Origin of the sequence: Jiangella sp. DSM 45060, assembly GCF_900105175.1 — a bacterium.
Lineage (GTDB): Bacteria > Actinomycetota > Actinomycetes > Jiangellales > Jiangellaceae > Jiangella.
In genome coordinates this window covers 3,774,160-3,798,213 of sequence record NZ_LT629771.1, presented here as the reverse complement: position 1 = coordinate 3,798,213, position 24,054 = coordinate 3,774,160, and the positions used below count along the sequence as shown (strand labels likewise).

General features: G+C 71.5%; 24 protein-coding genes and 1 pseudogene. 12 read left to right on the top strand and 13 right to left on the bottom strand.

Annotated elements, in window-relative coordinates:
* Position 1 precedes the first annotated feature (1 nt).
* From BLU82_RS17105 to BLU82_RS17095, 3 genes are read right to left on the bottom strand one after another with little or no spacing between them, the layout of a single operon-like run.
* Entirely contained in the window at positions 2 to 1,003 is a 1,002-nt protein-coding gene (locus tag BLU82_RS17105; RefSeq protein WP_092622357.1) for an aldo/keto reductase family protein, read from the bottom strand.
* An 18-nt stretch (positions 1,004 to 1,021) separates the two neighbouring features.
* Positions 1,022 to 1,528 (bottom strand): GNAT family N-acetyltransferase, encoded by a 507-nt coding sequence (locus tag BLU82_RS17100; protein WP_231947525.1) that lies wholly within the window; start codon positions 1,526 to 1,528, stop codon positions 1,022 to 1,024.
* Positions 1,525 to 2,112, bottom strand: a complete 588-nt coding sequence (locus BLU82_RS17095) for a DUF3043 domain-containing protein (protein ID WP_092622356.1) — start codon at positions 2,110 to 2,112, stop codon at positions 1,525 to 1,527. The genes BLU82_RS17100 and BLU82_RS17095 overlap by 4 nt, the downstream gene beginning before the upstream one ends.
* 122 nt (positions 2,113 to 2,234) lie before the next feature.
* On the opposite strand from BLU82_RS17095, the gene BLU82_RS17090 reads away from it, so the two are divergent.
* The 4 genes from BLU82_RS17090 (at position 2,235) to BLU82_RS17075 (ending at position 4,918) form a co-directional block, all read left to right on the top strand.
* Complete coding sequence (locus BLU82_RS17090) at positions 2,235 to 3,029, top strand: PspA/IM30 family protein (protein WP_092622355.1); 795 nt, start codon at positions 2,235 to 2,237, stop codon at positions 3,027 to 3,029.
* Entirely contained in the window at positions 3,026 to 3,319 is a 294-nt protein-coding gene (locus tag BLU82_RS17085; protein WP_092622354.1) for a hypothetical protein, read from the top strand. Before BLU82_RS17090 ends, BLU82_RS17085 begins: the two co-directional genes overlap by 4 nt.
* A 125-nt stretch (positions 3,320 to 3,444) precedes the next feature.
* Positions 3,445 to 4,344 carry a zinc metalloprotease HtpX gene (gene htpX, locus BLU82_RS17080; RefSeq protein ID WP_092622353.1) on the top strand — a complete coding sequence of 300 codons (900 nt, stop codon included), beginning with the start codon at positions 3,445 to 3,447 and terminating at the stop codon, positions 4,342 to 4,344.
* A gap of 7 nt (positions 4,345 to 4,351) precedes the next feature.
* Positions 4,352 to 4,918: a hypothetical protein gene (locus BLU82_RS17075; RefSeq protein ID WP_092622352.1), complete on the top strand. Its 567-nt coding sequence runs from the start codon at positions 4,352 to 4,354 to the stop codon at positions 4,916 to 4,918.
* Between the two features lie 11 nt (positions 4,919 to 4,929).
* On the opposite strand, the gene BLU82_RS17070 is transcribed toward BLU82_RS17075, so the two are convergent.
* From BLU82_RS17070 to BLU82_RS17050, 5 genes are all read right to left on the bottom strand, one after another.
* Positions 4,930 to 5,508, bottom strand: a complete 579-nt coding sequence (locus BLU82_RS17070; protein WP_092622351.1) for a dihydrofolate reductase family protein — start codon at positions 5,506 to 5,508, stop codon at positions 4,930 to 4,932.
* Between the two features lie 66 nt (positions 5,509 to 5,574).
* Positions 5,575 to 6,459 carry a helix-turn-helix domain-containing protein gene (locus BLU82_RS17065; protein WP_370246185.1) on the bottom strand — a complete coding sequence of 295 codons (885 nt, stop codon included), beginning with the start codon at positions 6,457 to 6,459 and terminating at the stop codon, positions 5,575 to 5,577.
* Positions 6,460 to 6,490: 31 nt separating this feature from the next.
* Positions 6,491 to 7,675: a quinolinate synthase NadA gene (gene nadA, locus BLU82_RS17060; protein WP_092622349.1), complete on the bottom strand. Its 1,185-nt coding sequence runs from the start codon at positions 7,673 to 7,675 to the stop codon at positions 6,491 to 6,493.
* 91 nt (positions 7,676 to 7,766) lie between these two features.
* Entirely contained in the window at positions 7,767 to 8,600 is an 834-nt protein-coding gene (locus BLU82_RS17055; RefSeq protein WP_092622348.1) for a GNAT family N-acetyltransferase, read from the bottom strand.
* Between the two features lie 32 nt (positions 8,601 to 8,632).
* Positions 8,633 to 9,826: an N-acetylglucosamine-6-phosphate deacetylase gene (locus tag BLU82_RS17050; protein WP_172885633.1), complete on the bottom strand. Its 1,194-nt coding sequence runs from the start codon at positions 9,824 to 9,826 to the stop codon at positions 8,633 to 8,635.
* Between the two features lie 191 nt (positions 9,827 to 10,017).
* Here BLU82_RS17050 and BLU82_RS17045 point away from each other — a divergent pair, with 191 nt between their 5' ends.
* A complete protein-coding gene (locus BLU82_RS17045; protein WP_092622346.1) occupies positions 10,018 to 11,139 on the top strand; it encodes a glycerate kinase in 1,122 nt (373 codons plus the stop codon).
* A gap of 68 nt (positions 11,140 to 11,207) precedes the next feature.
* Positions 11,208 to 11,555, top strand: coding sequence for an iron-sulfur cluster assembly accessory protein (locus BLU82_RS17040; protein WP_069115258.1), 348 nt, complete (start codon positions 11,208 to 11,210; stop codon positions 11,553 to 11,555).
* Between the two features lie 50 nt (positions 11,556 to 11,605).
* On the opposite strand, the pseudogene BLU82_RS17035 reads toward BLU82_RS17040, so the two are convergent.
* A pseudogene (locus tag BLU82_RS17035) lies at positions 11,606 to 13,008 on the bottom strand (cysteine desulfurase/sulfurtransferase TusA family protein).
* Between the two features lie 131 nt (positions 13,009 to 13,139).
* On the opposite strand from BLU82_RS17035, the gene coxB reads away from it, so the two are divergent.
* From coxB to BLU82_RS17015, 4 genes are all read left to right on the top strand, one after another.
* Positions 13,140 to 14,003, top strand: a complete 864-nt coding sequence (gene coxB, locus BLU82_RS17030) for a cytochrome c oxidase subunit II (protein WP_092622345.1) — start codon at positions 13,140 to 13,142, stop codon at positions 14,001 to 14,003.
* A complete protein-coding gene (ctaD, locus tag BLU82_RS17025; protein ID WP_092622344.1) occupies positions 14,000 to 15,721 on the top strand; it encodes a cytochrome c oxidase subunit I in 1,722 nt (573 codons plus the stop codon). The genes coxB and ctaD overlap by 4 nt, the downstream gene beginning before the upstream one ends.
* Positions 15,718 to 16,110 (top strand): cytochrome c oxidase subunit 4, encoded by a 393-nt coding sequence (locus BLU82_RS17020; protein ID WP_069115262.1) that lies wholly within the window; start codon positions 15,718 to 15,720, stop codon positions 16,108 to 16,110. The genes ctaD and BLU82_RS17020 overlap by 4 nt, the downstream gene beginning before the upstream one ends.
* A 159-nt stretch (positions 16,111 to 16,269) precedes the next feature.
* The gene (locus tag BLU82_RS17015; RefSeq protein WP_092622343.1) at positions 16,270 to 16,482 is read left to right on the top strand and encodes a hypothetical protein; all 213 of its coding nucleotides are present in this window, start codon (positions 16,270 to 16,272) and stop codon (positions 16,480 to 16,482) included.
* A gap of 533 nt (positions 16,483 to 17,015) precedes the next feature.
* Here BLU82_RS17015 and BLU82_RS17010 read toward each other — a convergent pair.
* Positions 17,016 to 17,990, bottom strand: a complete 975-nt coding sequence (locus BLU82_RS17010) for a DMT family transporter (RefSeq protein ID WP_172885631.1) — start codon at positions 17,988 to 17,990, stop codon at positions 17,016 to 17,018.
* A gap of 129 nt (positions 17,991 to 18,119) precedes the next feature.
* Here BLU82_RS17010 and BLU82_RS17005 point away from each other — a divergent pair, with 129 nt between their 5' ends.
* Positions 18,120 to 19,238, top strand: a complete 1,119-nt coding sequence (locus BLU82_RS17005; protein ID WP_092622341.1) for a DUF4192 domain-containing protein — start codon at positions 18,120 to 18,122, stop codon at positions 19,236 to 19,238.
* A gap of 9 nt (positions 19,239 to 19,247) precedes the next feature.
* Positions 19,248 to 19,835: a hypothetical protein gene (locus tag BLU82_RS17000; RefSeq protein ID WP_092622340.1), complete on the top strand. Its 588-nt coding sequence runs from the start codon at positions 19,248 to 19,250 to the stop codon at positions 19,833 to 19,835.
* 637 nt (positions 19,836 to 20,472) lie between these two features.
* On the opposite strand, the gene BLU82_RS16995 is transcribed toward BLU82_RS17000, so the two are convergent.
* From BLU82_RS16995 to BLU82_RS16985, 3 genes are read right to left on the bottom strand one after another with little or no spacing between them, the layout of a single operon-like run.
* Positions 20,473 to 22,113 (bottom strand): cytochrome bc complex cytochrome b subunit, encoded by a 1,641-nt coding sequence (locus tag BLU82_RS16995; RefSeq protein ID WP_092622339.1) that lies wholly within the window; start codon positions 22,111 to 22,113, stop codon positions 20,473 to 20,475.
* Positions 22,110 to 23,195 carry a ubiquinol-cytochrome c reductase iron-sulfur subunit gene (locus tag BLU82_RS16990; protein WP_092622338.1) on the bottom strand — a complete coding sequence of 362 codons (1,086 nt, stop codon included), beginning with the start codon at positions 23,193 to 23,195 and terminating at the stop codon, positions 22,110 to 22,112. The genes BLU82_RS16995 and BLU82_RS16990 overlap by 4 nt, the downstream gene beginning before the upstream one ends.
* On the bottom strand, positions 23,192 to 24,043 hold the full coding sequence (locus BLU82_RS16985; protein WP_231947524.1) for a cytochrome c: 852 nt from the start codon (positions 24,041 to 24,043) through the stop codon (positions 23,192 to 23,194). Before BLU82_RS16985 ends, BLU82_RS16990 begins: the two co-directional genes overlap by 4 nt.
* Between the last annotated feature and the right edge of the window lie 11 nt (positions 24,044 to 24,054).

Below are 24,054 nucleotides of genomic sequence, written 5' to 3'. Positions count from 1 at the left end.
CTCAGGGCTTCGGCGACCTCTTGGCGGTCTCGGCCGGGTCGGTCACGACGGCGTCGCCGAGGACGTCGTCGATGGCTTTGAGCAGGTCAGCGTCCAGCGTGACGCCGCTGGCGGCGACGTTCTCGGTGACTTGTTCCGGCCGCGACGCGCCGACGATGGCGGCTGCGACGTTCGGGTTCTGCAGGACCCACGCGACCGCCAGTTGGGCCAGCGAGAGCCCGGCCTGGTCGGCCAGCGGCTGCAGCCGCTGCACCCGGCCGAGGATGTCGTCGGTCAGCAGGCGCCGCCCGATGTCGGAGCCACCGCTGGTGAGCGCCCCGCGCGAGCCGTCTGGCGGCGCCTGGCCGGGCCGGTACTTGCCGGTCAGCACGCCCTGGGCGATGGGGGAGAAGACGATCTGGGAGACGCCGACGTCCTCGGCGGCGGGGATCACCTCGGACTCGATGACCCGCCACAGCATGGAGTACTCGGGCTGGTTGGAGATGAACGGGATGTGCAGCTCGCGGGCCAGCGCGTGACCCTGCCTGAGCTGGTCGGCGGTCCACTCCGAGACGCCGATGTAGAGCGCCTTGCCGGACCGGACGACGTCGGCGAAGGCCTCCATCGTCTCCTCCAGCGGCGTGGTGGCGTCCCACCGGTGCGCCTGGTAGAGGTCGACGTAGTCGACGCCGAGGCGGCGCAGCGAGTTGTCGACGGACTCGAGGATGTGCTTGCGCGACAGCCCGCGGTCGTTGGGGCCGTCGTGCCCGGCGGGCCAGAACACCTTGGTGAAGATCTCCAGCGACTCGCGCCGCAGGCCCGCCAGCGCCCGCCCGAGGACCTCCTCGGCGCGGCCGGCCGCGTAGACGTCGGCGGTGTCGAACGTGGTGATGCCGGCGTCGAGGGCCGCACGCACGCAGGCGACGGCGGTGTCGTCCTGCACCTGGGAGCCGTGGGTGATCCAGTTGCCGTACGCGATCTCACTGATCTTGAGGCCGGATCGGCCGAGGGTGCGAAATTCCATGCACGGGAATCTATCGGCTCAGTCGCCGGAGGCGAGGTCCAGGTCCTTGGTGAAGAAGCGGCTGAACTCGGCCTCGCTGTAGTAGCCGTACGGCTCGGTCTCGGTGTACCCGCTGGACTGGTAGAGCGACATCGCCTCGGGCTGCTTGAGCCCGGTCTCGAGGACGACGCGGCGGTAACCGGCCCGGACGGCCTGCGCCTCGAGCTCGGCCAGCAGCCGGCGGGCGTGGCCGCCGCCGCGGTGCTCGTGCGCCACGTACATGCGCTTGATCTCGGCGACACCGTCGTCGTGCTTGCGGAAGCCGCCGGTGGCGACCGGCTCGTTGCCGACGAAGCCGACGAGGAACAGACCCTCGGGCGGGGTGAACTGCTCGGGGAGGATGGGGCCCTCGTCGGGGTCGCCGTAGCGCTCGGCGTACTCCAGCTGCAGCTCGCTCTCCAGCGCCCGCACGACGGGGTCGGAGTAGCGCAGCGCGCGGATGAAGAGGCCGGTGTCGTCACGGTCGGCCGTGGGCGCCGTGCTCACACGAGCGTCCCGGGCTTGACCTGGGGCTTGGGCAGCCGGAGCCGGCGGAGCTGGGTGGCGCGGGTGACGGCGTACAGCACGTGTCCCTTCCCGGGGTCGTCGGGGAAGCGCTTGCGCACCTCACGCTTCACCCGTGTGCCGAGAATCGTCAAGTCGACGATGAGCAGCACCATGACGCCGAGCCAGATGATGGTGGACGCGAACTGGACGACCGGGATGCCGATGAGGCTGGTCAGCAGGATGACCAGGATGAGCGGCAGGAAGAACTCGGCCACCGTGCGCCGGGAGTCGACGTAGTTGCGGACGAACCGCCGCACCTCGCCCTGGTCGCGGGCGAGGTAGTGCTTCTCGTCGCCGGTGTTCATGGCCTGGCGCGTCTTGGCGCGGTCGGCACGCATGCGCTCGCGCTCGCGGCGCATGGCCTCGCGCCGGTTCAGCGCGGGCCGGACCCGCTGTTTGCGGGCCTTCTCGGCCTCCGATCGCTTGGGCGTCGGGCGGCCCTTTCCGGAGGTGCGGGCGGCGTCGTCGGCGTCGGCATCGACGGGGACGTCGGCGGTCTCGGGAGAAGTTCGGCGACGGAACACGTCTACCAGGGTAGGACAGTATTCCTACCGGCCCTGCCACGCTGCCGCCATACGCCGTAGGGTTGGGTGGAAACACTGTGTGTGGCAGTGCTTACCAGCTCGAGAAAGGGATACCTGGCCTCATGGGGATCCTCCAGCGAATGTCCATGATCTTCCGGGCGAAGGCCGAGAAGGCGCTCGACCGCGCCGAGGACCCCCGGGAGACGCTCGATTACTCGTACAAGAAGCAGCTCGAACTGCTTCAGAAGGTGCGCCGCGGCGTCGCCGACGTCGCCACCAGCCGCAAGCGCATCGAGGTCCAGATGACGCAGCTGCAGGGGCAGTCCGGCAAGCTGCAGGAGCAGGCGCAGAAGGCGCTGTCGCTCGGCCGCGAGGACCTCGCCCGCGAGGCGCTGACCCGCCGGTCCGGTCTGCAGAACCAGATCAACGACCTCGAGGCGCAGCACCAGTCGCTGCAGGGCGAGGAAGAGAAGCTCACGCTCGCCGCCCAGCGGCTGCAGGCGAAGGTCGAGTCCTTCCGCACGAAGAAGGAGACCATCAAGGCCAGCTACACCGCTGCCGAGGCGCAGACGCGCATCGGTGAGGCCTTCAGCGGCATCTCCGAGGAGATGAGCGACGTCGGCCTGGCCGTGCAGCGCGCCGAGGACAAGACGGCGAACATGCAGGCGCGGGCCGGCGCCATCGACGAGCTGCTGGCGTCGGGCGCGCTCGACGACCCCACCGGCACGTCGAAGGACGACATCTCGCTCGAGCTCGACCGGCTGGCGTCCACCAGCGACGTCGAGCTCGAGCTGGCCCGCATGAAGGGCGAGCTGACCGGTGGCGCCGAGCCGCCGAAGCAGCTCGAGGGCAACGGCGCGGCCCCGGCGGCCGAGGCGGCCGAGCCGCAGCGGCAGCGCGAGGAGGGCCAGCTGTGATCATCCGCATCATGGGTGAGGGCCAGTTCGAGGTCGACGAGACCCACCTCGACGAGCTCAACCGCCTCGACGACGCGCTGGGCGAGTCCATCGAGGGCGGCGACGACGACGCGTTCCGCGCGGCGTTGAAGGCGCTGCTCGACGAGGTCCGCCGGGCGGGCACCGCGGTCGCCGACGACGTCCTGGTCGACAGCGACCTCGTGCTTCCGTACGACGAGGCGCACATCGACGAGGTGCGCGAGCTGCTCACCGACGAGGGCCTGGTCCCGTCGGAGCCGCCGGCCAAGTGACCCGGTGCCGCCGGGTGGGTCCGCGTCGGGCCCGCCCCGGCGGCCACGGGAACGAACGGCCGCCCGTGCGGCGTTGTACACGGTGAATGCGGTACCGCCGCCGCAGGTAGGAAAGGAAACACGCGTTGGCCCGCTCGAGGTTCGCCCCGGACCGCGGTCTGTCGGCCCGGATGGGCCTGACGATGGTGGTCCTGGCTCTGCTCTACGTGGTGCTCATCGGCGCCATCTCCTATGGCACCAGCAGCATCTGGCTGGGTGTCATCATCGGCCTCGGTGTGTTCTGGGGCCAGTGGTACTTCTCCGACAAGCTGGCGCTGGCCGGCATGGGCGCGCGTGAGGTGTCGCCGCAGGAGGCGCCCGAACTGCACGCCATGATCGACCGGCTGTGCGCGCTGGCCGACATGCCCAAGCCGAAGGTCGCCATCGCCGACACCGACATCCCCAACGCGTTCGCGGCGGGCCGCAGCCCCGAGCGCGCCGTCGTCGCCGTCACCACCGGGCTTCAGCGCCGCCTCGACGAGCGCGAGCTCGAGGCCGTGCTCTCGCACGAGCTGTCGCACGTGGCCCATCGCGACGTCCTGGTCATGACCATCGCGTCGGTGGTGGGCGTGCTGGCCGGGTTCATGACCCGCATGCTGCTGTGGTCCGGCCTCAGCCGGAACAATAACAACAACAACGCCGCCATCATGGTGCTGGTCGTCACGGTCGTCGCGGCCGTGGTCTACGGTGTCAGCTTCCTGCTCACCCGGCTGCTCTCGCGCTACCGCGAGCTGGCCGCCGACCGCGCCGGCGCCATCCTCACCGGCCAGCCGTCGGCCCTGGCCAGCGCGCTGACCAAGATCTCCGGCGACATGGCCCGCATCCCGAAGAAGGACCTCCGCGCGGCCGAGCCGTACAACGCGTTCTTCTTCGTCCCGGCGCTGACCGGCAAGCTCGACATCGCCTCGCTCTTCGCCTCGCACCCGCCGCTGGACAAGCGGCTCGATCAGCTCAGCCGCATCTCCGTCGAGCTGGGCCGGGAGTGACACCTACGTGGGCATCCTCGACGCCATCTTCGGGCGTTCCAAGCAGGTCCAGCCGAATCTCGACGCGCTGTTCGCGCTGCCCACGGCGGCTCTGACGCTGGAGGCGTCGGCCCAGCAGCACCCCACCGGCGTCGGCGCGGTGTGCTTCCGGCAGGTCGAGGGCGGCCCGTTCGCCCGGCTCAAGGCCGACGTCACCACGCTGCTCGGCGGCGCCGAGCCGGAAGAGGTGCACGACGACTACGGCTACACCTGGCTGGTGGTGCGGCGCGAGCCGTCGCAGATGTCCGAGCTGTGCACCGACCTCCACGCGGTGAACTCCACCCTCGAGGAGGCCGGCTTCGGCCCGTCGCTGCTGTGCACCACCATCGGCCTGCGCGACGACGACGGCCGCCGGGTCGCGCTGGTGTACCTCTACAAGCGCGGCACGTTCTACCCGTTCGCGCCGCTCGACGCCCAGCGGCAGGACCGCGACAACGCGCTCGAGCTGCAGGTGCGCGCGCTCGTCGGCGGCGACCTCCCGATTGAGCCCGACGTCAGCCGCTGGTTCCCGGTCTGGGGCGCCCCCGGCGTCTGATGCCGGGCCGGTCAGCGGCGCACCTGATAGCGCAGGTGAAGTACCCGGTCGCCCTGAACCACGTCAGGATCCTCCAACAGGTGCTGCGCGTCGACCGACCCGAAATAGCGCTTGCCGGATCCGAACACGACGGGTGCGACGTCCATGCGCACCTCGTCGACCAGACCCGCGGCAAGTGCCTGGCCACCGACGTCGCCGGCGGCGACCTCGACCATGCGGTCACCCGCGAGCTCCTGCGCCTTGGCCACGGCTGCCTCGACGCCGTCGACGAAGTGGAACGGCGCCCCGGGATGCCAGCCCTCGGGCCTGCCCCGATGGGTCACGACGACGACGTGGTCGATCCCGGCCGGAGGTGTCCCGTCCCAGCCGTCGGTCAGGTCGAAGACGTGGCGGCCGGCGATGGTCGCCCCGACCTGGTCCCAGTACGACCGGGTGTAGTCGTAGGACGTCTGCGACACCTTCACCACACCGCTCTTGTCCAACGGGACGTCACCGCTGAGCAACCAGTCGAACAGCGGTCCGGGCTGGTCGTTCTCGTCAGCGATGAAGCCGTCCACCGACACCGATGCGTACACGACGACCTTGCCCACGGGGGCCTCCTCTGCTCTGGGTGCTCCCAAACTAGCGTCGTCACGAGCTGTGGCTCTTGTAAGAAATCAATCGGCCGGCAGCGGCCAGCCCTCCAGCGCGTGACCGGGATGTTCGCGCAGGAACCGCCGCCGGACCTCGACGTACCGGGTCGGCGTGAGCCCGGTGAACGCCCGGAACTCGTGGTCGAAGTGGGCCTGGTCGAAGTAGCCCGCGCCATGGGCGAGGTCGGCCCAGTCGATCGGTCCGGCGGGGTCGATCGCGAAGACGGTGGCGGTGAAGCGGTGGGTGCGGGCCAGCCGCTTCGGCGTGACGCCGATCAGCTTCTTGAACCGCTGTGCCAGATGAGTGCTGCTGACACCGGCTGCCACACTCAGGTCGCCGATCGCCACCGCCCCGCTGGCCGCCGTGATGACGCCGGTCGTATGGCGGACCAGCCCCAGGCCGGCGGTCTCGCACAGCCGTTGCATCAGCTCCTCCTCGAGCAGCGTCAGCATCTCGTGCGGTCCGCCCGCCGTGGCCAGCCGGTCTCGCAGCTCGGCAATGGCGGGCCGGCCCCACACCTGCTCCATCGTGACCGGCCGGTCGCACAGCTCGCTCGCGGGCATCGGCAGGAACGGCGCCAGCCCCCACGGTTTGACGTGCACGCCGACGGACCGGGTCCGGCGTGGGTAGCCGAACTCCCACGCCCGGGTCGGGATGGTGACCACGCAGCCGTCGGCGTACTCGGCCGCCTCGACGTCGGCGCCGCCGCGGATGCGGAACGGCGCCCCGAGGTTGACGATGAGCAGCGCCGACGGCGCCGGCGGCAGCGTCAGCCGGGCGTACGGCGGCGCGCCCTCCAGGTAGTAGAGGTCGTCGATCAGCCCGTCCAGCGGCGGTCGCGGCACTCTGGACACGTACTCCACGCCCACAGTATCGCCGGGATGGGCCGGCCGCGCTGACGCCGGCATTGGGGCCGGCGCCCGGACCCGCTTCGAGCCGTCAGTCCTTGACGGCGCCGCTGCCGGGGAGGGCGAGCATGCGGTCCAGCGCCACCCGCGCCCAGTGGGCGGTGTCGCCGTCGACCTCGATGCGGTTGACGACGCGGCCCTCGACCAGGCTCTCCAGGGCCCACACGAGGTGAGGGAGGTCGATGCGGTTCATGGTGGCGCAGAAGCAGACCGTCTTCTCGAGGAACACCACCGTCTTGTCGGGGTGCTCGTCGGCCAGCCGCTTGACCAGGTTCAGCTCGGTGCCGACGGCCCAGGCCGAACCGGCCGGCGCGGCCGCGATGGTCTTGATGATGTACTCCGTCGACCCGACGTGGTCGGCGCCGACGACGACCTCGTGCTGGCATTCGGGGTGCACGAGCACGTTGACGCCGGGGATGCGGGCGCGGACGTCGGCGACCGACTCGGCGGTGAAGCGGCCGTGCACCGAGCAGTGCCCCTTCCACAGCAGCATCTTCGCCGCGCGCAACTCCTCGTCGGTGACGCCGAAGCCCGGCTTGTGCGGGTCGACGACCACGCAGTCGTCCAGCGACAGCCCCAGCTGCAGGACGGCGGTGTTGCGGCCCAGGTGCTGGTCGGGCAGGAACAGCACTTTCTCGCCCTGTTCGAACGCCCATTCGAGGGCCTGCTTGGCGTTGCTGGACGTGCAGACGGCGCCGCCGTTGCGGCCGCAGAACGACTTGATGTCGGCCGACGAGTTCATGTACGTGATCGGGACCGTCACGTCGGCCACGCCGGCCTCGGCCAGCCGCGCCCACGCGTCCTCGACCTGCAGGATGCGGGCCATGTCGGCCATGGAGCAGCCGGCCGCGAGGTCGGGCAGGACGACCTGCTGGCCGGCGCCGGTGAGGATGTCGGCCGACTCGGCCATGAAGTGCACGCCACAGAAGACGATGAACTCGGCCTCGGGGCGGGCGGCGGCGTCGCGGGCCAGCTTGAAGGAGTCGCCGGTGACGTCGGCGAACTGGATGACCTCGTCGCGCTGGTAGTGGTGCCCGAGCACGAAGACGCGGTCGCCCAACGCGGCCTTGGCGGCCCGGGCCCGCTCGACGAGGCCGGGGTCGCTGGCGGCGGGGAGGTCACCGGGACACTCCACGCCGCGTTCGCTCTGCGGGTCGGCGCCGCGTCCCAGCAGGAGCAGCGGGACGGGTGTCGACGAAGTCTGAGTGACGGTCACGGCTGGTCAGCCCCTTCTCCAGCGGTCCTCACGGACGCGTCGTCTCGGCGCTGATGACAACGCGCGCCGTACCGACAATCGTCCCACGCCGTCAGCCGAACGCGGTGGACGGGACGTACGGGGTGGGCGGTCGCAGGTGCCGCAGCGCCAGGTAGGCGTCGTGGTCGAGGCGCAGACCAGCGGCGAATCCGACGTCGACGGCCCACTCCTGGTCGGATGTGAGATTCCGCACGTCGACGGGGGAGCCCGGCGTCGTCGCGGCCAGCGCCGCCCACAGCAGCCGCTGCGCCACCGCGCGGTTCGTCGCCGCCAGCCGCTCGACGCCCCAGTCGGCGACGAACGCGTAGCCGCTGCCGGTCAGCAGGTCGCACACCAGCAACCGGCTGCTGGCCAGCACGAACGCGTGGTCCGGACGGTGCGTGGCGCCGCGCACCCGCCGGTCGACGGAGTCGACGAGGTCGAGGTCGGCCGCGGTGCCGCCGCGCACACCGTCGACGGCCGGCAGCGCGGACCGGTCGACGACGCCGGAGAGGCGCATGGTCGGGTGCAGCGTGAACCCGGCCCGGCGGTAGCGCCGCAGCGCCTGCGGGTCGGGACGCGCCGTCAGCAGGCCGCGCAGGCACCCGGCGCCGTAGCCGACGGCGGCGTCGAGCAGCGCGGCGCCGATGCCGCGGCGCTGGTGATCGGGGTGGACGGCGTACGCCGACAGCACCCACAGCAGGTCGCGGCGCAGCGCGACGGCCACGCCCACGACCGTGCCGTCCCCGTCGGCCACCCAGCAGCCGCCCGGGTCGGTCGTCAGCAGGTGCAGGGTCCGGCCGGACCACCGTCGCCGCGCCGCGTCGGTCCGCTCGACGCCGTACGCGAGCGCCGTCAGCCGCTCCGCCGCGTCGACGTCGTCGGGGCGCATCGGCCGGATCCGCATGACCCCACACCACCAGGTCCGGCGCCGCAGCGCTACGCCGGGCCCATCTCCTCGCGGTCGAAGATGATCTCGCCGCGGACGTAGGTGGTGCGGACCCGCAGGTCGGCGTCCAGCACGACGATGTCGGCGACCCGGCCGGGGGTCAGCCGGCCGCGGTCGGCCAGCCCGAGCGAGTCCGCGGGGACGGCCGATGCCATCCGCAGCGCGTCGGAGAGGGAGATGCCGCCGTCGCGGACGATCGTGCGCACGGCGTCGCCGAGCCGGGGGACGCTGCCCTCGCTCTCGCACCCGTCGCTGACCAGCATGAGCCGCTCCCAGCCGGCGACGTCGAGGGCGAACCGGAGCATCTCCGGCGCGACGTGGACGCCGTCGCCGATCAGCTCGCACCGCACCCGCGGGTCGGTGAGCAGCGCCGGAACCGGGCCGGGCGCGCGGTGGTGGATGGGCGGCAGCGCGTTGTACAGATGGGCGGCGCGGTCCAGCCCGCGCCCGATGGCGGCCTTGGCCTGCTGGAACGAGGCGGCGGAGTGGCCCAGCGACGGGTGCACGCCGGCGTCGGCCAGCCGGGCGACGGTGTCCATGCCGTCGGGCAGCTCGGGCGCCAGCGTCACCACCTGGACGGCGCCGTCACCGGCCTCCAGCAGCGCGTCGACCGCCTCCGGCGACGGCAGCCGCAGGTGCTCGCGCTGGTGCGCGCCGCGGCGCGCGTCGGAGAGGAACGGTCCCTCGGCGTGGATGCCGAGCAGCTCGATGCCCAGCCCGCCGGCCAGCCGGCCGCGCAGCGCCGCCAGCCCGGCCAGCGTCTGGTGCAGCCGGGTGGTCTCGGCGCTGGTCGTGGTGGCCAGGCACGCGGTGACGCCGCCGGCGGCCAGCCAGCGTGAGATGCGGGTGCCGGACGCGGCGTCGGCGGTCATGAAGCTCGCGCCCGGGCCGCCGTGGACGTGGGTGTCGACGAAGCCCGGCGCGATGACGTGGCCGGTGACGTCGTGGACGATGTCGACGCGGACCGCGTCGGTGGGCTCGGTGCCGGCGGGGACCTCGCCGGCCGCGATGGTCTGGACGACGCCGTTGCCGAACACCACCGTGCCCGGCGCCAGCCGGCCGTCGGACCACAGGAGGGTGCCGCCGGTCAGCGCGGTGCGCACCGGCTTCTTCGGCCGCGGTGCGGGCTGCTCGCGTTCGGGCAGATCGCCCGGCCAGGACTCGCCTCCGGCCGGGGCCGTCACGGCGCACCTCCGCGCCGCCCGGCGACGACCTCGTTGTCTGCCCCAGACTCCACCAGCGCGGCCCCGCTTCCCGTAGGGGCTGGTCACGTCACTTGCCCGGACGATACCCGACATAGTCGCCCGCCTAACCAGCGGGACCCGGTGGATCCGGTCCGGCGGGCCGGATGCCCGATGCGGCATGCTTCTGGGTCATGCGGATCCTGGTTGCACCGGACAAGTTCGCTGGCACGCTCACCGCCGTCGAGGCCGCCGACGCCATCGCCGAGGGCTGGCGGCGCCACGCGCCCGGCGACGACGTGGTCACGATCCCGATGGCCGACGGCGGGCCCGGCTTCGTCGACGTCCTGCACTCCAGCCTGGGCGGCGAGCTGCTGGCCGCCACCGTCAGCGGGCCGCTCGGCGAGCCGGTCCCGGCGACGTTCCTGCTGGCCGGCGACGTCGCGTACATCGAGTCGGCGCAGGCCTGCGGGCTGGCGCTGCTGCCGCTGGGCGACGACGGCCGCACGCCGGTCCCGGGCGTCGCGGCGCGGGCGTCCACGTACGGCGTCGGCGAGCTGATCGCGCACGCCGTCGACGCGGGGGCCCGGCGGGTCGTCGTCGGCCTGGGCGGGTCGGGGACGAACGACGGCGGCGCCGGCCTGCTCGCGGCGCTGGGCGCGGTGGCGACGCCGTCCGAGGCGTTGCGGGCCGGGCCGGAGGCCCTGGCCGGGCTGACGACGCTGGACCTCGCGCCGGCGAAGGCCCGGCTGGACGGCGTCGAGCTGGTCGCCGCGTCCGACGTCGACAACCCGCTGCTGGGGCTGCGCGGCGCCACCAACGTGTTCGGGCCGCAGAAGGGGCTCGTCTCCGACGCCGACCGGCTGGCCGCCGACGGCGCCCTGACGACGTTCGCCGAGCTCGCCGACCGGCGGGTCGCCGACCACCGGGGCGCGGGCGCGGCGGGTGGGCTGGGGTACGGGCTGCTGCTGCTCGGCGGCGTCCGCGAGCCCGGCTTCGACACCGTCGCGCACGCCGTCGGGCTGCCCGACCTGGTCGCCGGCGTCGACCTCGTCATCACGGGGGAGGGGAAGCTGGACTGGCAGTCGATGAGCGGCAAGGTCGTGTCCGGGCTGGCCGCGCTGGCCGGGCCGGCGCTGCGTCCGTGCCTCGCGTTCGCCGGCGCCGTGCAGGTCGGCAACCGTGAGCTGCGCGCCAACGGCATCGAGGCCGCGTACGCGATGGTCGACATCGTCGGCGCCGACGCGTCGTTCGGCCGGCCGCGGGAGAGCCTGGCCGCCGTCGCCGAACGGGTCGCGCGGACCTGGAGCCGGTGAAGGAATGGGTTTCTGCCGGGTCGCGTTGTAGCGTGGAGACGTAGTCGACCTCGGAGCAGGAGAACGAGATGACGGTTCAGGATCAGGTCACCGACGGTGTCGTGCTGACCGACGGCGCGGCCTCCAAGGTGAAGGCGCTGCTCGACCAGGAGGGCCGCGACGACCTGGCGCTGCGCATCGCCGTTCAGCCGGGTGGCTGTTCGGGCCTGCGCTACCAGCTGTTCTTCGACGAGCGGTCGCTCGACGGCGACGTCGTCAAGGACTTCAGCGGCGTCAACGTCGTGGTCGACCGCATGAGCGCCCCGTACCTCGGCGGCGCCACCATCGACTTCGTCGACAGCATCGAGAAGCAGGGGTTCACCATCGACAACCCCAACGCGGGCGGCTCCTGCGCCTGCGGCGACTCCTTCCACTGACCCACGCCGAAGCCCCCGCCGTCACGCCACGGCGGGGGCTTTAGCATGCGTCAGCGCAGGCGGCGGACGGTGTAGGCGTCGCCGTCGGCGCCCACGTACTCGTGTGACCGCATGCGGCACCACGCCGGCACGTCCGAGGCCGCCGCGGGGTCGTCGGCCAGCACCGTCACCGTCCGGCCCACCTCCACGTCGCCGATGCGCCGGGCCAGTTCGATGATCGGCAGCGGGCAGCGCAGGCCCCGGCAGTCGAGAACCAGTGTCGCGTCCGTCACAGTGCCTCCAGTCCGGACCGCAGCCGGGTGACCACGTCCACCACCGCCGCGAGGAAGCGGTCGACGTCGGGGCGAGTGGCGTCGCGGGTGAGCGAGACCCGCACGTTGCCGTGCGTCAGCGCGCCCATCGCCGCCAGCACGTGGCTCGGCCGCAGCGTGCTGGACGTGCACGACGACCCGCTGGAGATCGCGAACCCGGCCCGATCCAGTTCGCTGACCAGCGCTTCGCCGTCGAGGTAGAGGCACGAGAAGGTCACCAGGTGCGGCAGCCGCAGCGTCGGGTGGCCGACCACCTCGACGTCGGCCAGCAGCTGCGGGATGCGCGCCCGCAGGTGCTCGACCAGCTCGTTCTGCCGGGCCGCGACGGCCTCGGCCTCCTCCCAGCGGGCCCGCAGCGCCGCCGCGGCCGCCAGCGCGCCGGGCACGTTCTCGAACCCCGGCGCCCGGCCGCCGCCGCGCTCGTCGTCGGGCAGCGGCGAGCGCCAGCGGACGTTCCGGCGCACCGCGAGGACGCCGACACCTGCCGGCCCGCCCCACTTGTGCGCGCTGGCCGTCAGCACCGACCAGCGCCGCGGAAGCGCCACCCGGCCCACTGCCTGCGCGGCGTCGACCAGCAGCGGGACGCCGCGCTCGGCGCAGTGCCCGCCCACCTCGTCGACCGGCTGGACGGTGCCGACCTCGTGGTTGGCGGCCTGCAGGCAGGCCAGCGCAGTGTCGTCGCCGACGGCGCCGGCGAACGCGGCGGCGTCGACCAGGCCGTCGTGGTCGACGCCCACCTCCGTCGTCGTGGTGCCCTCGTGCCTGGCCAGGTGGGCGGCCGACTGCAGCACGGCGGAGTGCTCGACGGCGGACACCGCGACCACGCGCGGGCCGTCACCCTGACGCCGTCGGGCCAGCGTCGTGCCCAGCACCCCCAGCTGCACCGCCTGCGTCCCGCTGGCCGTGAACGTCACCTCGTCCGGCCGCGCGCCGACCACCGCGGCGACGATCTCGCGGGCGTTGTCCAGCAGCAGCCGGGAGCGACGGGCCGCGCCGTACAGGCGGGCCGGATCGGCCCAGCCCTCCTCGGCGGCGGCCAGCAGGACCTCGCGGGCCGCGGGATGCAGCGGCTCCGTCGAGGCCGCGTCGAAGTACCCCGCCGGAGCGGCGTCGGAGCGCTCCGACACGCCGCGCGTGGTCATCGTGTACCTCCTGGAAAGACGGCGAAGGGCTACCGCTAGGGTTGGGCGCGACAGGTGAAGTTTGCTCTCGCCACGGTGCCGGTTGCCAATCCGCCCGCCCTGGCGAGCGGGTCGAAAGAGAAGGGCGCCTCGTGAGTCAGTCTGGCAGGGTCCGACCGGCGCGTCGCCGGGCTGCGACCGCCGCCGTTCTCCTCCTCGGCACGATCCTCGTGCTGGGTGGTTGCTCGGCACAGCAGCGCGACGAGTGGTCGCGGCTGGCGCTCCCCGAGGGCGCCACCAAGGAGACGCCGCTGATCGGCGACCTGTGGATCGGCGCCTGGATCGCCGCGTTCGCGGTCGGCGCCCTGGTCTGGGGCCTGATCATCTGGGCGGTCATCGCCTACCGCCGCCGCGGCGACGAACTGCCGAAGCAGACACGGTTCAACATCCCGATCGAGTTCCTCTACACGGTCGCGCCGCTGTTCGTGCTGGTCCCGCTCTTCTACTACACGGCCGACCACCAGGATCAGCTCACCGACACGTCGCAGGAGCCCGACCTCGTCGTCAACGTCATCGGCCAGCAGTGGTCCTGGACGTTCAACTACATGGACGAAGACGTCCACGACGTCGGCACCATCAACGACCGGCCCACGCTGTACCTGCCGGTCAACCAGACCGTCCGCTTCGACCTCGAGTCGCCCGACGTCATCCACTCGTTCTGGGTCCCGGCGTTCTACATGAAGATGGACGTCGTCCCCGGCCACCCGAACGCGTTCCAGGTGACGCCCGACCGCGAGGGCTCCTACGCGGGCCGCTGCGCCGAGCTCTGCGGCGCTTACCACCAATCCATGCTGTTCAACGTCGAGGTCGTCTCCGAGCAGGAGTACCAGGACCACATCGAGCAGCTGCGCGAGACCGGCCAGGAGGGCATCATCGAGCCGCCCATCCGCGGCGCCTTCGACGACAAGGTGCTGGACGACGAGAACACCGGCCCCACGGGCGGTGACCACGAGTGACGACCTATCTCGAGCGCACCGCCGCCGCGGGCGCCGTCGCCCGGCCGAAGCGCAAGGGCAACGTGGTGGTCCGGTGGATCACGTCCACCGACCACAAGATCATCGGGTACATGTACCTGATCGCGTCGTTCGGGTTCTTCCTGTTCGGCGGCGTGCTGGCGCTGCTCATCCGGGCCGAGCTGTACTCGCCCGGCCGTCAGGTGGTCAGCGACGAGCTGTACAACCAGCTGTTCACCATGCACGGCACGATCATGCTGCTGCTGTTCGCGACGCCGCTGTTCATCGGGTTCGGCAACATCATCGTGCCGTTGCAGATCGGCGCACCCGACGTCGCGTTCCCGCGGCTGAACATGTTCAGCTTCTACCTGTTCGTGTTCGGCGGGCTGATCGTCTGCGCCGGCTTCATCACGCCTGGCGGTGCGGCCGACTTCGGCTGGTTCGCCTACGCGCCGTTGCACAACACCGTCTACAGCCCGAACGTCGGTGGTGACCTCTGGGTCGCGGGTCTGGCGATGAGCGGTTTCGGCACCATCTTCGGCGCCGTCAACTTCATCACCACCATCGTGTGCATGCGCGCGCCCGGCATGACGATGTTCCGGATGCCGATCTTCACCTGGAACATCCTCATCACCAGCATCCTGGTGCTGATCGCCTTCCCGCTGCTCGCGGCCGCGCTGTTCGGGATGCTGGCCGACCGCATCCTCGGCACGCACGTCTACGATCCCACCGCCGGTGGCGCGGTCCTCTGGCAACACCTGTTCTGGTTCTTCGGCCATCCCGAGGTCTACATCATCGCGTTGCCGTTCTTCGGCATCATCACCGAAGTCATACCGGTCTTCAGTCGAAAACCCTTGTTCGGTTACAAGGGCCTGGTGTTCGCCACCCTGTCCATCGCCGGTCTGTCCATCGCGGTGTGGGCGCACCACATGTACGTCACGGGGGCGGTCAACCTACCCTTCTTCGCGGCGATGACCATGCTCATCGCCATCCCGACGGGGCTGAAGTTCTTCGCCTGGATCGGCACCATGTGGCGTGGGTCCATCACGTTCGAGACACCCATGCTGTTCGCGCTCGGGTTCCTCGTGACGTTCCTGTTCGGTGGCCTGACCGGTGTCATCCTGGCGTCGCCGCCGCTCGACTTCCACGTGTCCGACACCTATTTCGTGGTGGCGCACTTCCATTACGTGGTGTTCGGCACCGTCGTGTTCGCGATGTTCTCCGGGTTCTATTTCTGGTGGCCCAAGTTCACCGGCCGCATGCTGAACGAACGCCTCGGCAAGATCCATTTCTGGCTGTTGTTCATCGGCTTCCACGGCACGTTCATGGTGCAGCACTGGCTGGGTGTCGAGGGCTTCCCGCGTCGTTACTCCGACTACGCGCCCGAAGACGGTTTCACCTTCCTCAACCAGTTCTCGTCGGTGTTCGCGTTCGTTCTCGCCGCGTCCACACTGCCGTTCCTGTGGAACGTCTGGCAGACCCGCCTGGCCCCGAAGGTCGAGGTCGACGACCCGTGGGGATTCGGCAACTCGCTGGAGTGGGCGACGTCGTGCCCGCCGCCGCGGCACAACTTCACCTCGCTGCCGCGGGTGCGCAGTGAGCGGCCGGCGTTCGACCTCAAGTACCCCGAGGTCGCCGGCTTGGCCGAGAAGAAACCCGTGCATGCCGGACCACTCACCGAGGTACTCGGCCCGCCTGACGTCGAGGAGGACACCAAGTGAAGATCGAAGGCCTGATCTTCGCCATCGTGACGGTCTTCTTCGCGGTGGTCACCCCGATCTACTGGTTCATGTCCAAGGACCCGACCGGCACCACGGCGCTCGTCCTCACGTTCGGCCTCGGCGCCATGGTGGCGTTCTACTTCCTGCTGCTGTCGCGGCGCATCGCGCCCCGTCCCGAGGACCGCGACGGCGAGGTCGAGGAGCTGGCCGGCGAGTACGGCTTCTACAGCCCACACTCGTGGTGGCCGCTGGCTGCGGCCGGCGCCGTCTCGATGGTGTTCCTCGGGCTGGTGTTCGCCTGGTTCATCTTCATCATCGGCGTCGCGCTGTCCGCCATGGCCGCCATCGGCTGGGTGTTCGAGTACTACCGGGGCGAATTCGCCCACTGAGGGCTGCTCTCCGGCGCCGCCCGCGAGTCCCTGTGGACTTCGCGGGCGGCGCTGCGTTTCGCGGGTGGTTTCTGCCAGCTCGCCCCGCAGACGGCTTCGACGGGAGGCCGCTGGTGGTGTAGACCTGAAGGTGGAGGCTCGCCCGACATCCTCTCGGAGGTGGTCGTGATGTCGACTCGCCCCCTCACCACCCAACTTCGCCGCGTCGACGACGCCCTTCGCACCCTCGTCGACGAACGCGACCACAGCGACGACCCTGCGGACATCCTGCGCGCGGCCGAATCCATCGACCACTGGCTCGACGAACGCCTCGCCCTCATGAAAACCCGCGACGGCGAGTCCGGCCTCGCCACCACCGACCAGGGCCGCTGAACCGTCGCGTCCCGGCCCCTGTCCGACCCTCGCCGACTGCGCCGCTCCGCCTGGCCTACACCCGCCTCACGGCCGCCCACGCGCCTAGATCGTCCCACCCACCGCAAACGCCGCCCTCACGCACGGCACCCTTGCCGCCAGCCGCACCGTTGGGCTGCCCACCGCACCGTCGGGCCGCCGTCGCCCTCGCGCCCACGGCACCCCTTGCCGCCAGCCGCACCGTCGGGCCACCCACCGCATCGCCGGGGGCGCCGGCCGTACCGTCGGGCCGCCCACCGCATCGCCGGGGGCCGCCGCACCGCCGCCCCCGCGCCCACGGCACCCCTTGCCGCCGGCCGCACCATCGGGCCAGCGCCCAGCACCCAAGGACCGCCGCCCCGGCGACCGCCTACCCGCAGCGAGCCCCGCCGTCACCGCCACCGATCCGCTGCCCGAACCGTCAGCCGATCAGCGCCCTCCACCAGCACCAGACCTGATCGATGCAACGGCCGGCGCGGCGTGGTTCGTGCCCCGAAGCGAAGGTCAGCTCAGGCTCAGGGCTCCGGGACCGGCCGCGCGATGTCGTCGCACGTCACGTCGAGCGCCTCCCGGGACCGCGCCCCGTCGCCCGTCGCCCGATCCGTCGCCGGCGCCGCGGGCACGACCGCCGGTTCCGGCTCCTTGTCCTTCGACGTCGCCAGCACCGAGCCGATCAGGATCAGCCCGAACCCGACCCCCGTGAACACCGTGATCCGCTCGTCCAGCACCGCCACGCCGAGCAGCAGCGCCACCGCCGGGTTCACGTACGTGATGACCGTCGCCCGGCTCGGCCCGACCTCGGCGACCAGCGCGAAGAACACCAGGAACGCCGCCACCGTGCACACGACGCCGAGGCCGGTGACACTGAGCCAGACCTCGCCCGACAGCGACTCGCCCGGCCACTGCGCCAGCCCGAGCGGCAGGTACAGCACCGCCGACGCTGTCAGGGAGGCCGCCATCACGCCGAGGCCGGGCAGCTGCGACAGCCAGCGCGCCAGGATGATCGGCCCGACGGCGTAACAGACCGCGGTCCCGGCGACCGCCAGGACCGGAGCCGGGCTGCTCGCCTCGACGTCGAAGCCGACGAGGGCCGCGACGCCGGCGAAGCCCACCAGCAGGCCGGCCAGCCGCCGCCTACCCGGCCGCTCCGTCCCCATCGCCCACACCAGCACGGCGCCGACCAACGGCACCGCGGCGACCAGCAGGCCGGTCAGCGAGCTGGACAGCTCCTGCTCGGCATACCCGAGCAGATACCAGGGGATACAGATCTCGATCAGCGTGAACGCCAGCAGCATCGGCCAGTGGGGGAGCAGCGGACGCAGGTACCCGCGCCGTGCCGCCAGCGGCAGCAGCAGCGCCGCGCCGATCGCCGTCCGCGCCAGCACGATCGAGGCCGGCGACAGTTCGTCGACGGCGACCTTGATGAGCATGTAGGGGATACCCCAGATGATCCCCAGCGCGACGAAGAGCATCCACCCTCGACGGGACACACCGGCCTCCTCGACCATCGCGCGCCCCACTGGAACGCGTTGTCCACAGCGACTCCTGGCGGCGGCAGTTGTCCACATTTCGGCGATCGGCGGTTGAGCCGAAGGGCCTCGCAGAGGAGTGTCGCCCCCATGAAGATACGCGAACCCCACAACACCACTGTCACGGCGGGCAACCCCGGCGAGCTCCTGGCCGCTGTCCCGCACCTCATCGGCTTCAAGCCGCAGTCCAGCCTGGTGGCGGTCCACGTCGACCTGGAGCAGCAGCGCACCGGCACGCTGTTGCGCTTCGACCTACCCACTGACGATCTCGACGATTTCGCGGCGGAGGTGGCCACGCGCATCCAACACGGGCAGCCCGACGCCGTCCTCCTCGTCTGCTACGGCGACGGTGGCGGACCGCCGGGTGCCCGGGCGGCGCCGCGGCACCCGCCCGACGGCGTGTTCCTGCGCACGCTGCCGCATCAGGACGTGGTCGAGCGCGTCGTGGCGCTGCTCGCGTGCGGCCCTGTGGCGGTCCTGGGAACGGCGTACGTCGACGGCGGGCGGTGGTGGACGTACGACTGCGACCGTCCGGGCTGCTGCCCGGCTGAGGGCGTGCCGTTGCCCGATCCCGGCGTCGGTGCGGCGGCAGATCTCGAGGCGCTGATGGCGTTGGCCGGACGGCGGACGCTCGCGTCGCGGCGTGAGCTGGAAGACGCCGTGCGCGGGCCGTCCGGCGCGGACGAGAAGGCGATGGTCGAGGTCTTCGAGCGGGTCGACCGCGAGCTGGCGGCCGAGGCGCTGACCGAGGGCGTCGAGGTGGTGCGGGGCCGGACGCTGGTGCTCGCGCGGCTGCTGCTGGCGCGGACGGCTGAGGGCGGGCCGGCGCCGACCGATGACGACGTGGCGCGGCTGAGCCTCGGCGCGGCCGATCTCCTCGTGCGCGATCGGTTCCTCGCGTTCGAGGTCGCCGACCCAGTCGCCTGGCTGGGCCTGCTGACGACGCTGGCCCGGCGTGCCCCCGACGCCCGGGCGGCGCCCATCTGCAGCCTCGTCGCCTGGGTGGCGTACCAGCAGGGCGACGGCGCGCTGGCGAACGTCGCGCTCGACCGCGTGCAGTCCATCGATCCCCAGCACACCATGGCCCAGCTGCTGCGCGACTGTCTCGAGGGTCAGGTGAGCCCCGGCCACATCGCCGCCCTGACCCGCGAGGCCGTCGAGGCGGCGGATCGTGCGCGGAAGGAGGTGAGCGGAGCTGGGGCGGCCTAGAGTCGGGGCGTGGGCCCACGGCGCTACGTGTTCGTCACCAGCTGGTGGGTGGGCGCTTCGCGCGACGAGACCTGGACGTTCCTGACGTCGCCCGGGCAGCGCTGGGTGGACTGGTGGCCCGCCCTCGAGCCGGCCGATGTGCGGCGGGCGGACGGGCTCGTGGGCAGTGCAGCTACGTGCACCTGGCGCAGCCCGGCCGGGTATCGGCTGACGTTCGCGCTGACGCTGACGCTGACGCTGACCGGGGGCGAACCGGGCCGCCTGGTCGTCCACGCCGCTGACGGTGACTTGGCCGGCACCAGCAGGGTGCGGTTCGCCTCCGCGCCGGGTGGTGCCCGCCTGGACATCGAACTGCGCGTCGTCACGACCCGCACCTGGATGAACGTCGCCGGTCCGCTGCTCGGCCCGCTGTTCCGGTACGGCCACCGCGCCATCATGCGCCGGGGCGAACGTGGTCTGCGGCGGGTCCTCGACGGGCCGGTGGCGGACGCTGGCCTGCAGGGGCAGCGCGGCGGTAGTCCGGGATCGGCGGCGGACGCCCGCGTGCAGGGCAGCGCCGCCGATCGTCCGGCGACGGGTGCCGAGCTGCCGGGGTAGAAGCACCGCGCGCTCGACTGAACGGGCGACCACGCCTGGCGCCGGCAATGGGTCGCCTGCAGGGCTCGGCCGTGCCGCATCGGCCGCCCGTGGCTGTGCGCGGGGCACGTGGCGGCGTCGAAGGCGTGGCTGCTCCGTGTGTGACTGAGCCTGGCGCCCGCATAGCCGTGCCGAAGCGGACGCGTGGGTGCGCCGGGTGCGTGGCTGAGCCGGGCGGGTGGCTGCGTCGGGCGCACGGCTGTGCCGCACCGGACGGGTGGGTTGCGACCGGTGCGTGGCTGAGCCGGGCTCGTGCCTGCGCCGGCGCGCGGCCGTGTCGCTGCGGGTGGGCCTGAGCCGGGCACGTGCCTGCGCTGCCGGGCGCGTGTCTGCGCTGCGGGGCGCGTGTCTGCGCTGCCGGGCGCGTGCCCGTGCCGCAGCGGGTGGGCCTGAGCCGGACACGTGCCTGCGCCGCCGGGCGTGTGCCCGTGCCGCCGGGCGTGTGCCCGTGCCGCAGCGGGTGCGTGGCCGCGCCGGGCACACGCCTTAGCCGGGCACGCACACGGCGCAGGCAAGGACGTCGCCGGGCAACGCAGAACGCCCGGGACGTCCGTGTGGACGACCCGGGCGCTCCGGTGGACCGTGGAACGGAAGGCTGCTACTGCTGACCGCTCGGCAGTTCGTCGCGGGCAGAGTCGGAGCCGTGCCCGTCGTGGTGGGCGGCCTCGAGCTCTTCCCGCGTCGGCTTCTGCACGACGTCGCCGAAGTAGAAGCGGGAGAGACGGGCCTGCACACGCTTGGCGCGGTAGTCCGGGTTCGGGATGCCGTTGACGTCCGTCGCGGGGCCGGGGTCGGACGGCAGTTGCCGCTCGTGCCACGTCAGCTGGTAGGCCTGCGACTGCGACAGCGGCGCGTGCAGCTCCGAGAACTCGCCGTCGGGGCTGACCATGACGATGCCGGTCTCGCGGCCGTGCATCACCTTGTCGCGGTCGCGGCGCTGCAGACCCAGGCAGATCCGCTTCGTCATGATGAACGCCAGTGGTGGCAGGACGAAGATGCCGATGCGGATGAACCAGGTGATCCAGTTGACCGGGATCTCCAGGATCGTCGCGAAGAAGTCGTTACCGCCGGCGATCCACAGCAGGATGTAGAAGACGATGAACGCCACACCGATGCCCGTCCGCACCGGCACGTTGCGCGGCCGGTCCAGCACGTGGTGCTCGCGGGTGTCGCCGGTCGCCTTCTGCTCGAGCCATGGGTACAGCGCGAGCGGCGTCAGGATGATGCCGGGCAGCAGGATCGCCGGGATCAGCACGCTCATCGTGACCGGGTGACCGAAGACGTAGAACTCCCATGGAGGCATGACACGTAGAGCGCCGTCGAGGAAGCCGACGTACCAGTCGGGCTGGGTGCCGGCCGAGACGACGGATGGATCGTACGGGCCCCACAGCCAGACCGGGTTGATCTGGATCGTCGCCGCCAGCAGGACGATGACGCCCATGACGATGAACTGGAAGCCACCGGCCTTGGCCACGTAGATCGGGAAGAACGGCGCGCCGGCGACGTTGTTGTTCGTCTTGCCCGGGCCGCCCCAGTGGGTGTGCTTCTGGTACCAGAGGATCATCAGGTGCGCCGTCACCAGCGCCAGGATGAGCCCCGGAACGAGCAGGATGTGCAGGGGGTAGAGCCTGGCGATGATGTCGTCGCCCGGATACTCACCGCCGAACAGGAACGACGACATGTAGGTGCCGACGATCGGGATGGCGAGCATGCCGCCCTCGATGATCCGCAGGCCGGTGCCCGACAGCAGGTCGTCGGGGAGCGAGTAGCCGGTGAAGCCGGCCGCCACGCCCAGGACCAGCAGCACCACACCGATCAGCCAGTTGATCTCGCGCGGCTTGCGGAACGCGCCGGTGAAGAACACCCGCAGCATGTGCGCCGACATCGCGGCCAGGAAGATCAGCGCGCCCCAGTGGTGCACCTGACGCATCAGCAGGCCGCCGCGCACCTCGAACGAGAGCTCCAGCGTCGACGCGTACGCCTCGGACATGCCGACGCCGCGCATCGGGAGGTAGGCGCCCTCGTAGGCGATGTGCGCCATGGTCGGCTTGAACCAGAGCGTCAGGAACACACCCGACAGCAGGATCATGATGAAGCTGAACAGCGCGATCTCCCCGAGCAGGAACGACCAGTGGTCGGGGAAGACCTTGCGGATGTTGCGCTTCAGCCAGTTGGACGCGGTGATCCGCTGGTCGACGAAGTCGACGACCTTGCCTGCACCGTTGACGATGGCGCTCATCGCGTGCGCTCCCAGTAGCTCGGCCCCACGGGCTCGGTGAAGTCGCTCTGTGCGATCAGGTAGCCCTCAGAGTCTACGGCGATCGGCAGCTGCGGGAGACTCCGCGTCGCCGGGCCGAAGATCACCTTGCCGTTGTCCGAGAGGTCGAACGTCGACTGGTGGCACGGGCAGAGCATGTGGTGCGTCGTCTGCTCGTAGAGGCTGATCGGGCAACCGACGTGCGTGCAGATCTTGGAGTACGCGAGGATGCCGTCGACGCCCCAGTTCTCGCGGCCCGGCGCGATGTGGATGTCCTCGGGCAGCATGCGCACCAGCATGACCGGCGACTTCGCCCGCTCGTTGATGCGCTCGGGCCCGTGCTCGGGGAGGTCCTCGAACGTCGCCGGCATGGCGTTGACCAACTGGCCGATCTCGAGGTCGGCGGCCCTGATGGGCATGAACGTGACGTCGGTGAGGACGCGCACGCCCTCGGCCCAGATGGTGTGCTCCTTGCGCTGGGCCGGCGTCCCGCCGGTGTTGGGGCCGAGATCGCGCAGCATGATCACCGCGGGCAGCGGCAGCAGCGCCAGCGCGCCCAGCAGCGAGTTGCGGATCAGCTTGCGCCGGCCGAAGCCGGTCTCCTCGGTGCCGACCTCGAAGTCGTTCAGCGCGGCCGCGCGGGTCTCGTCGTCGCTGCGCAGCTCGTGCCGCTCGTGCACGACCTCGGGGGACGTCATTAGCGACCGCGCCCACTGGACGGCGCCGGCGCCGACGAGGAACAGCGCGAGGCCCAGCGTGAGTCCGAGCGTCAGGTTCGACACCTGGACGTCGCCGATGTTCACGCCGTTCTCGGGGTCGTCGGGGTGGATCCCGACGACCACGTAGAAGACGATGAACGCGACGGTCAGCAGCGCGGCCAGCGTGAACATGCCGGCGACCTGCCGCTCGGCGCGCCGCTCGGCCTTGTCGTCGACGTCGGTGAGCCGGGTGTCCTCGTGGTGGAGTCCGGGGTCGGCGATCGGGTCGGCCGGCACCACGGCGTGCTCGCCGTGGGGAACGACCGCGTGCTCGTCACCGTTGGGGTTCACGTTGTGCGTGCTCATGCCTTCGACGACCTCGTCACGATCCAGGTGGCCATGCCGATCAGCAGGCCGATACCGACCAGCCACGCCCAGAGACCTTCGGCGACCGGGCCGGCCCGGCCGATGGCGAGGCCACCCGGGTCCGCCTCGTTCTGCACGCTGTCGAGGAACGCGATGATGTCGCGCTTGTCCTCGGGGGTGACCGTCGCGTCGTTGAACACCGGCATGGCCTGCGGGCCGGTGAGCATGGCTTCGTAGATGTGCCTCGGCTCGACGCCGGTGAGGTTCGGCGCGAACTGGCCCATCGTCAGAGCACCACCCTGACCGGTGGTGTTGTGGCACTGGGAGCAGTTGGTGCGGAACAGCTCGCCGCCGCGCGCGACGTCGCCCTGGGACGGGTCGAGGTACTGCTCGTCGGGCTCGGCCGGGCCGGGCGCCAGCGAGGCGACGAACGCGGAGAGCGCGTCGATCTGGTCCTGCGTGTACGAGACCGGCTTGCGGATGGCCTGCGCGGACGGCGCGGCCAGCGGCATGCGGCCGGTGCCGACCTGGAAGTCGACCGAGGCGGCGCCGACGCCGATCAGCGACGGGCCGAGGACGTCGCCGTTGGCGTTGATCTGGCCCTCGCCGTTCAGGCCGTGGCAGGAGGAACAGCCGACGGCGAACAGCTGCCGGCCCTCCTCGATCTGCGTGGAGGAGGCGGCCTGGACGTTCTGCGACGTCGACGGCGCCAGCGCGGCGTACGCGCCGCCGGCGGTGAACAGGACGGCCACCAGCACGGCGATCGCGGCGAGCGGGTGCCTGCGCCGGGTGGACAGCAGCCGCCCGATCCGCGAGCCGCGGGGTCGGCCGGGCAACGATCTGGGCACGTCTCTCCTCG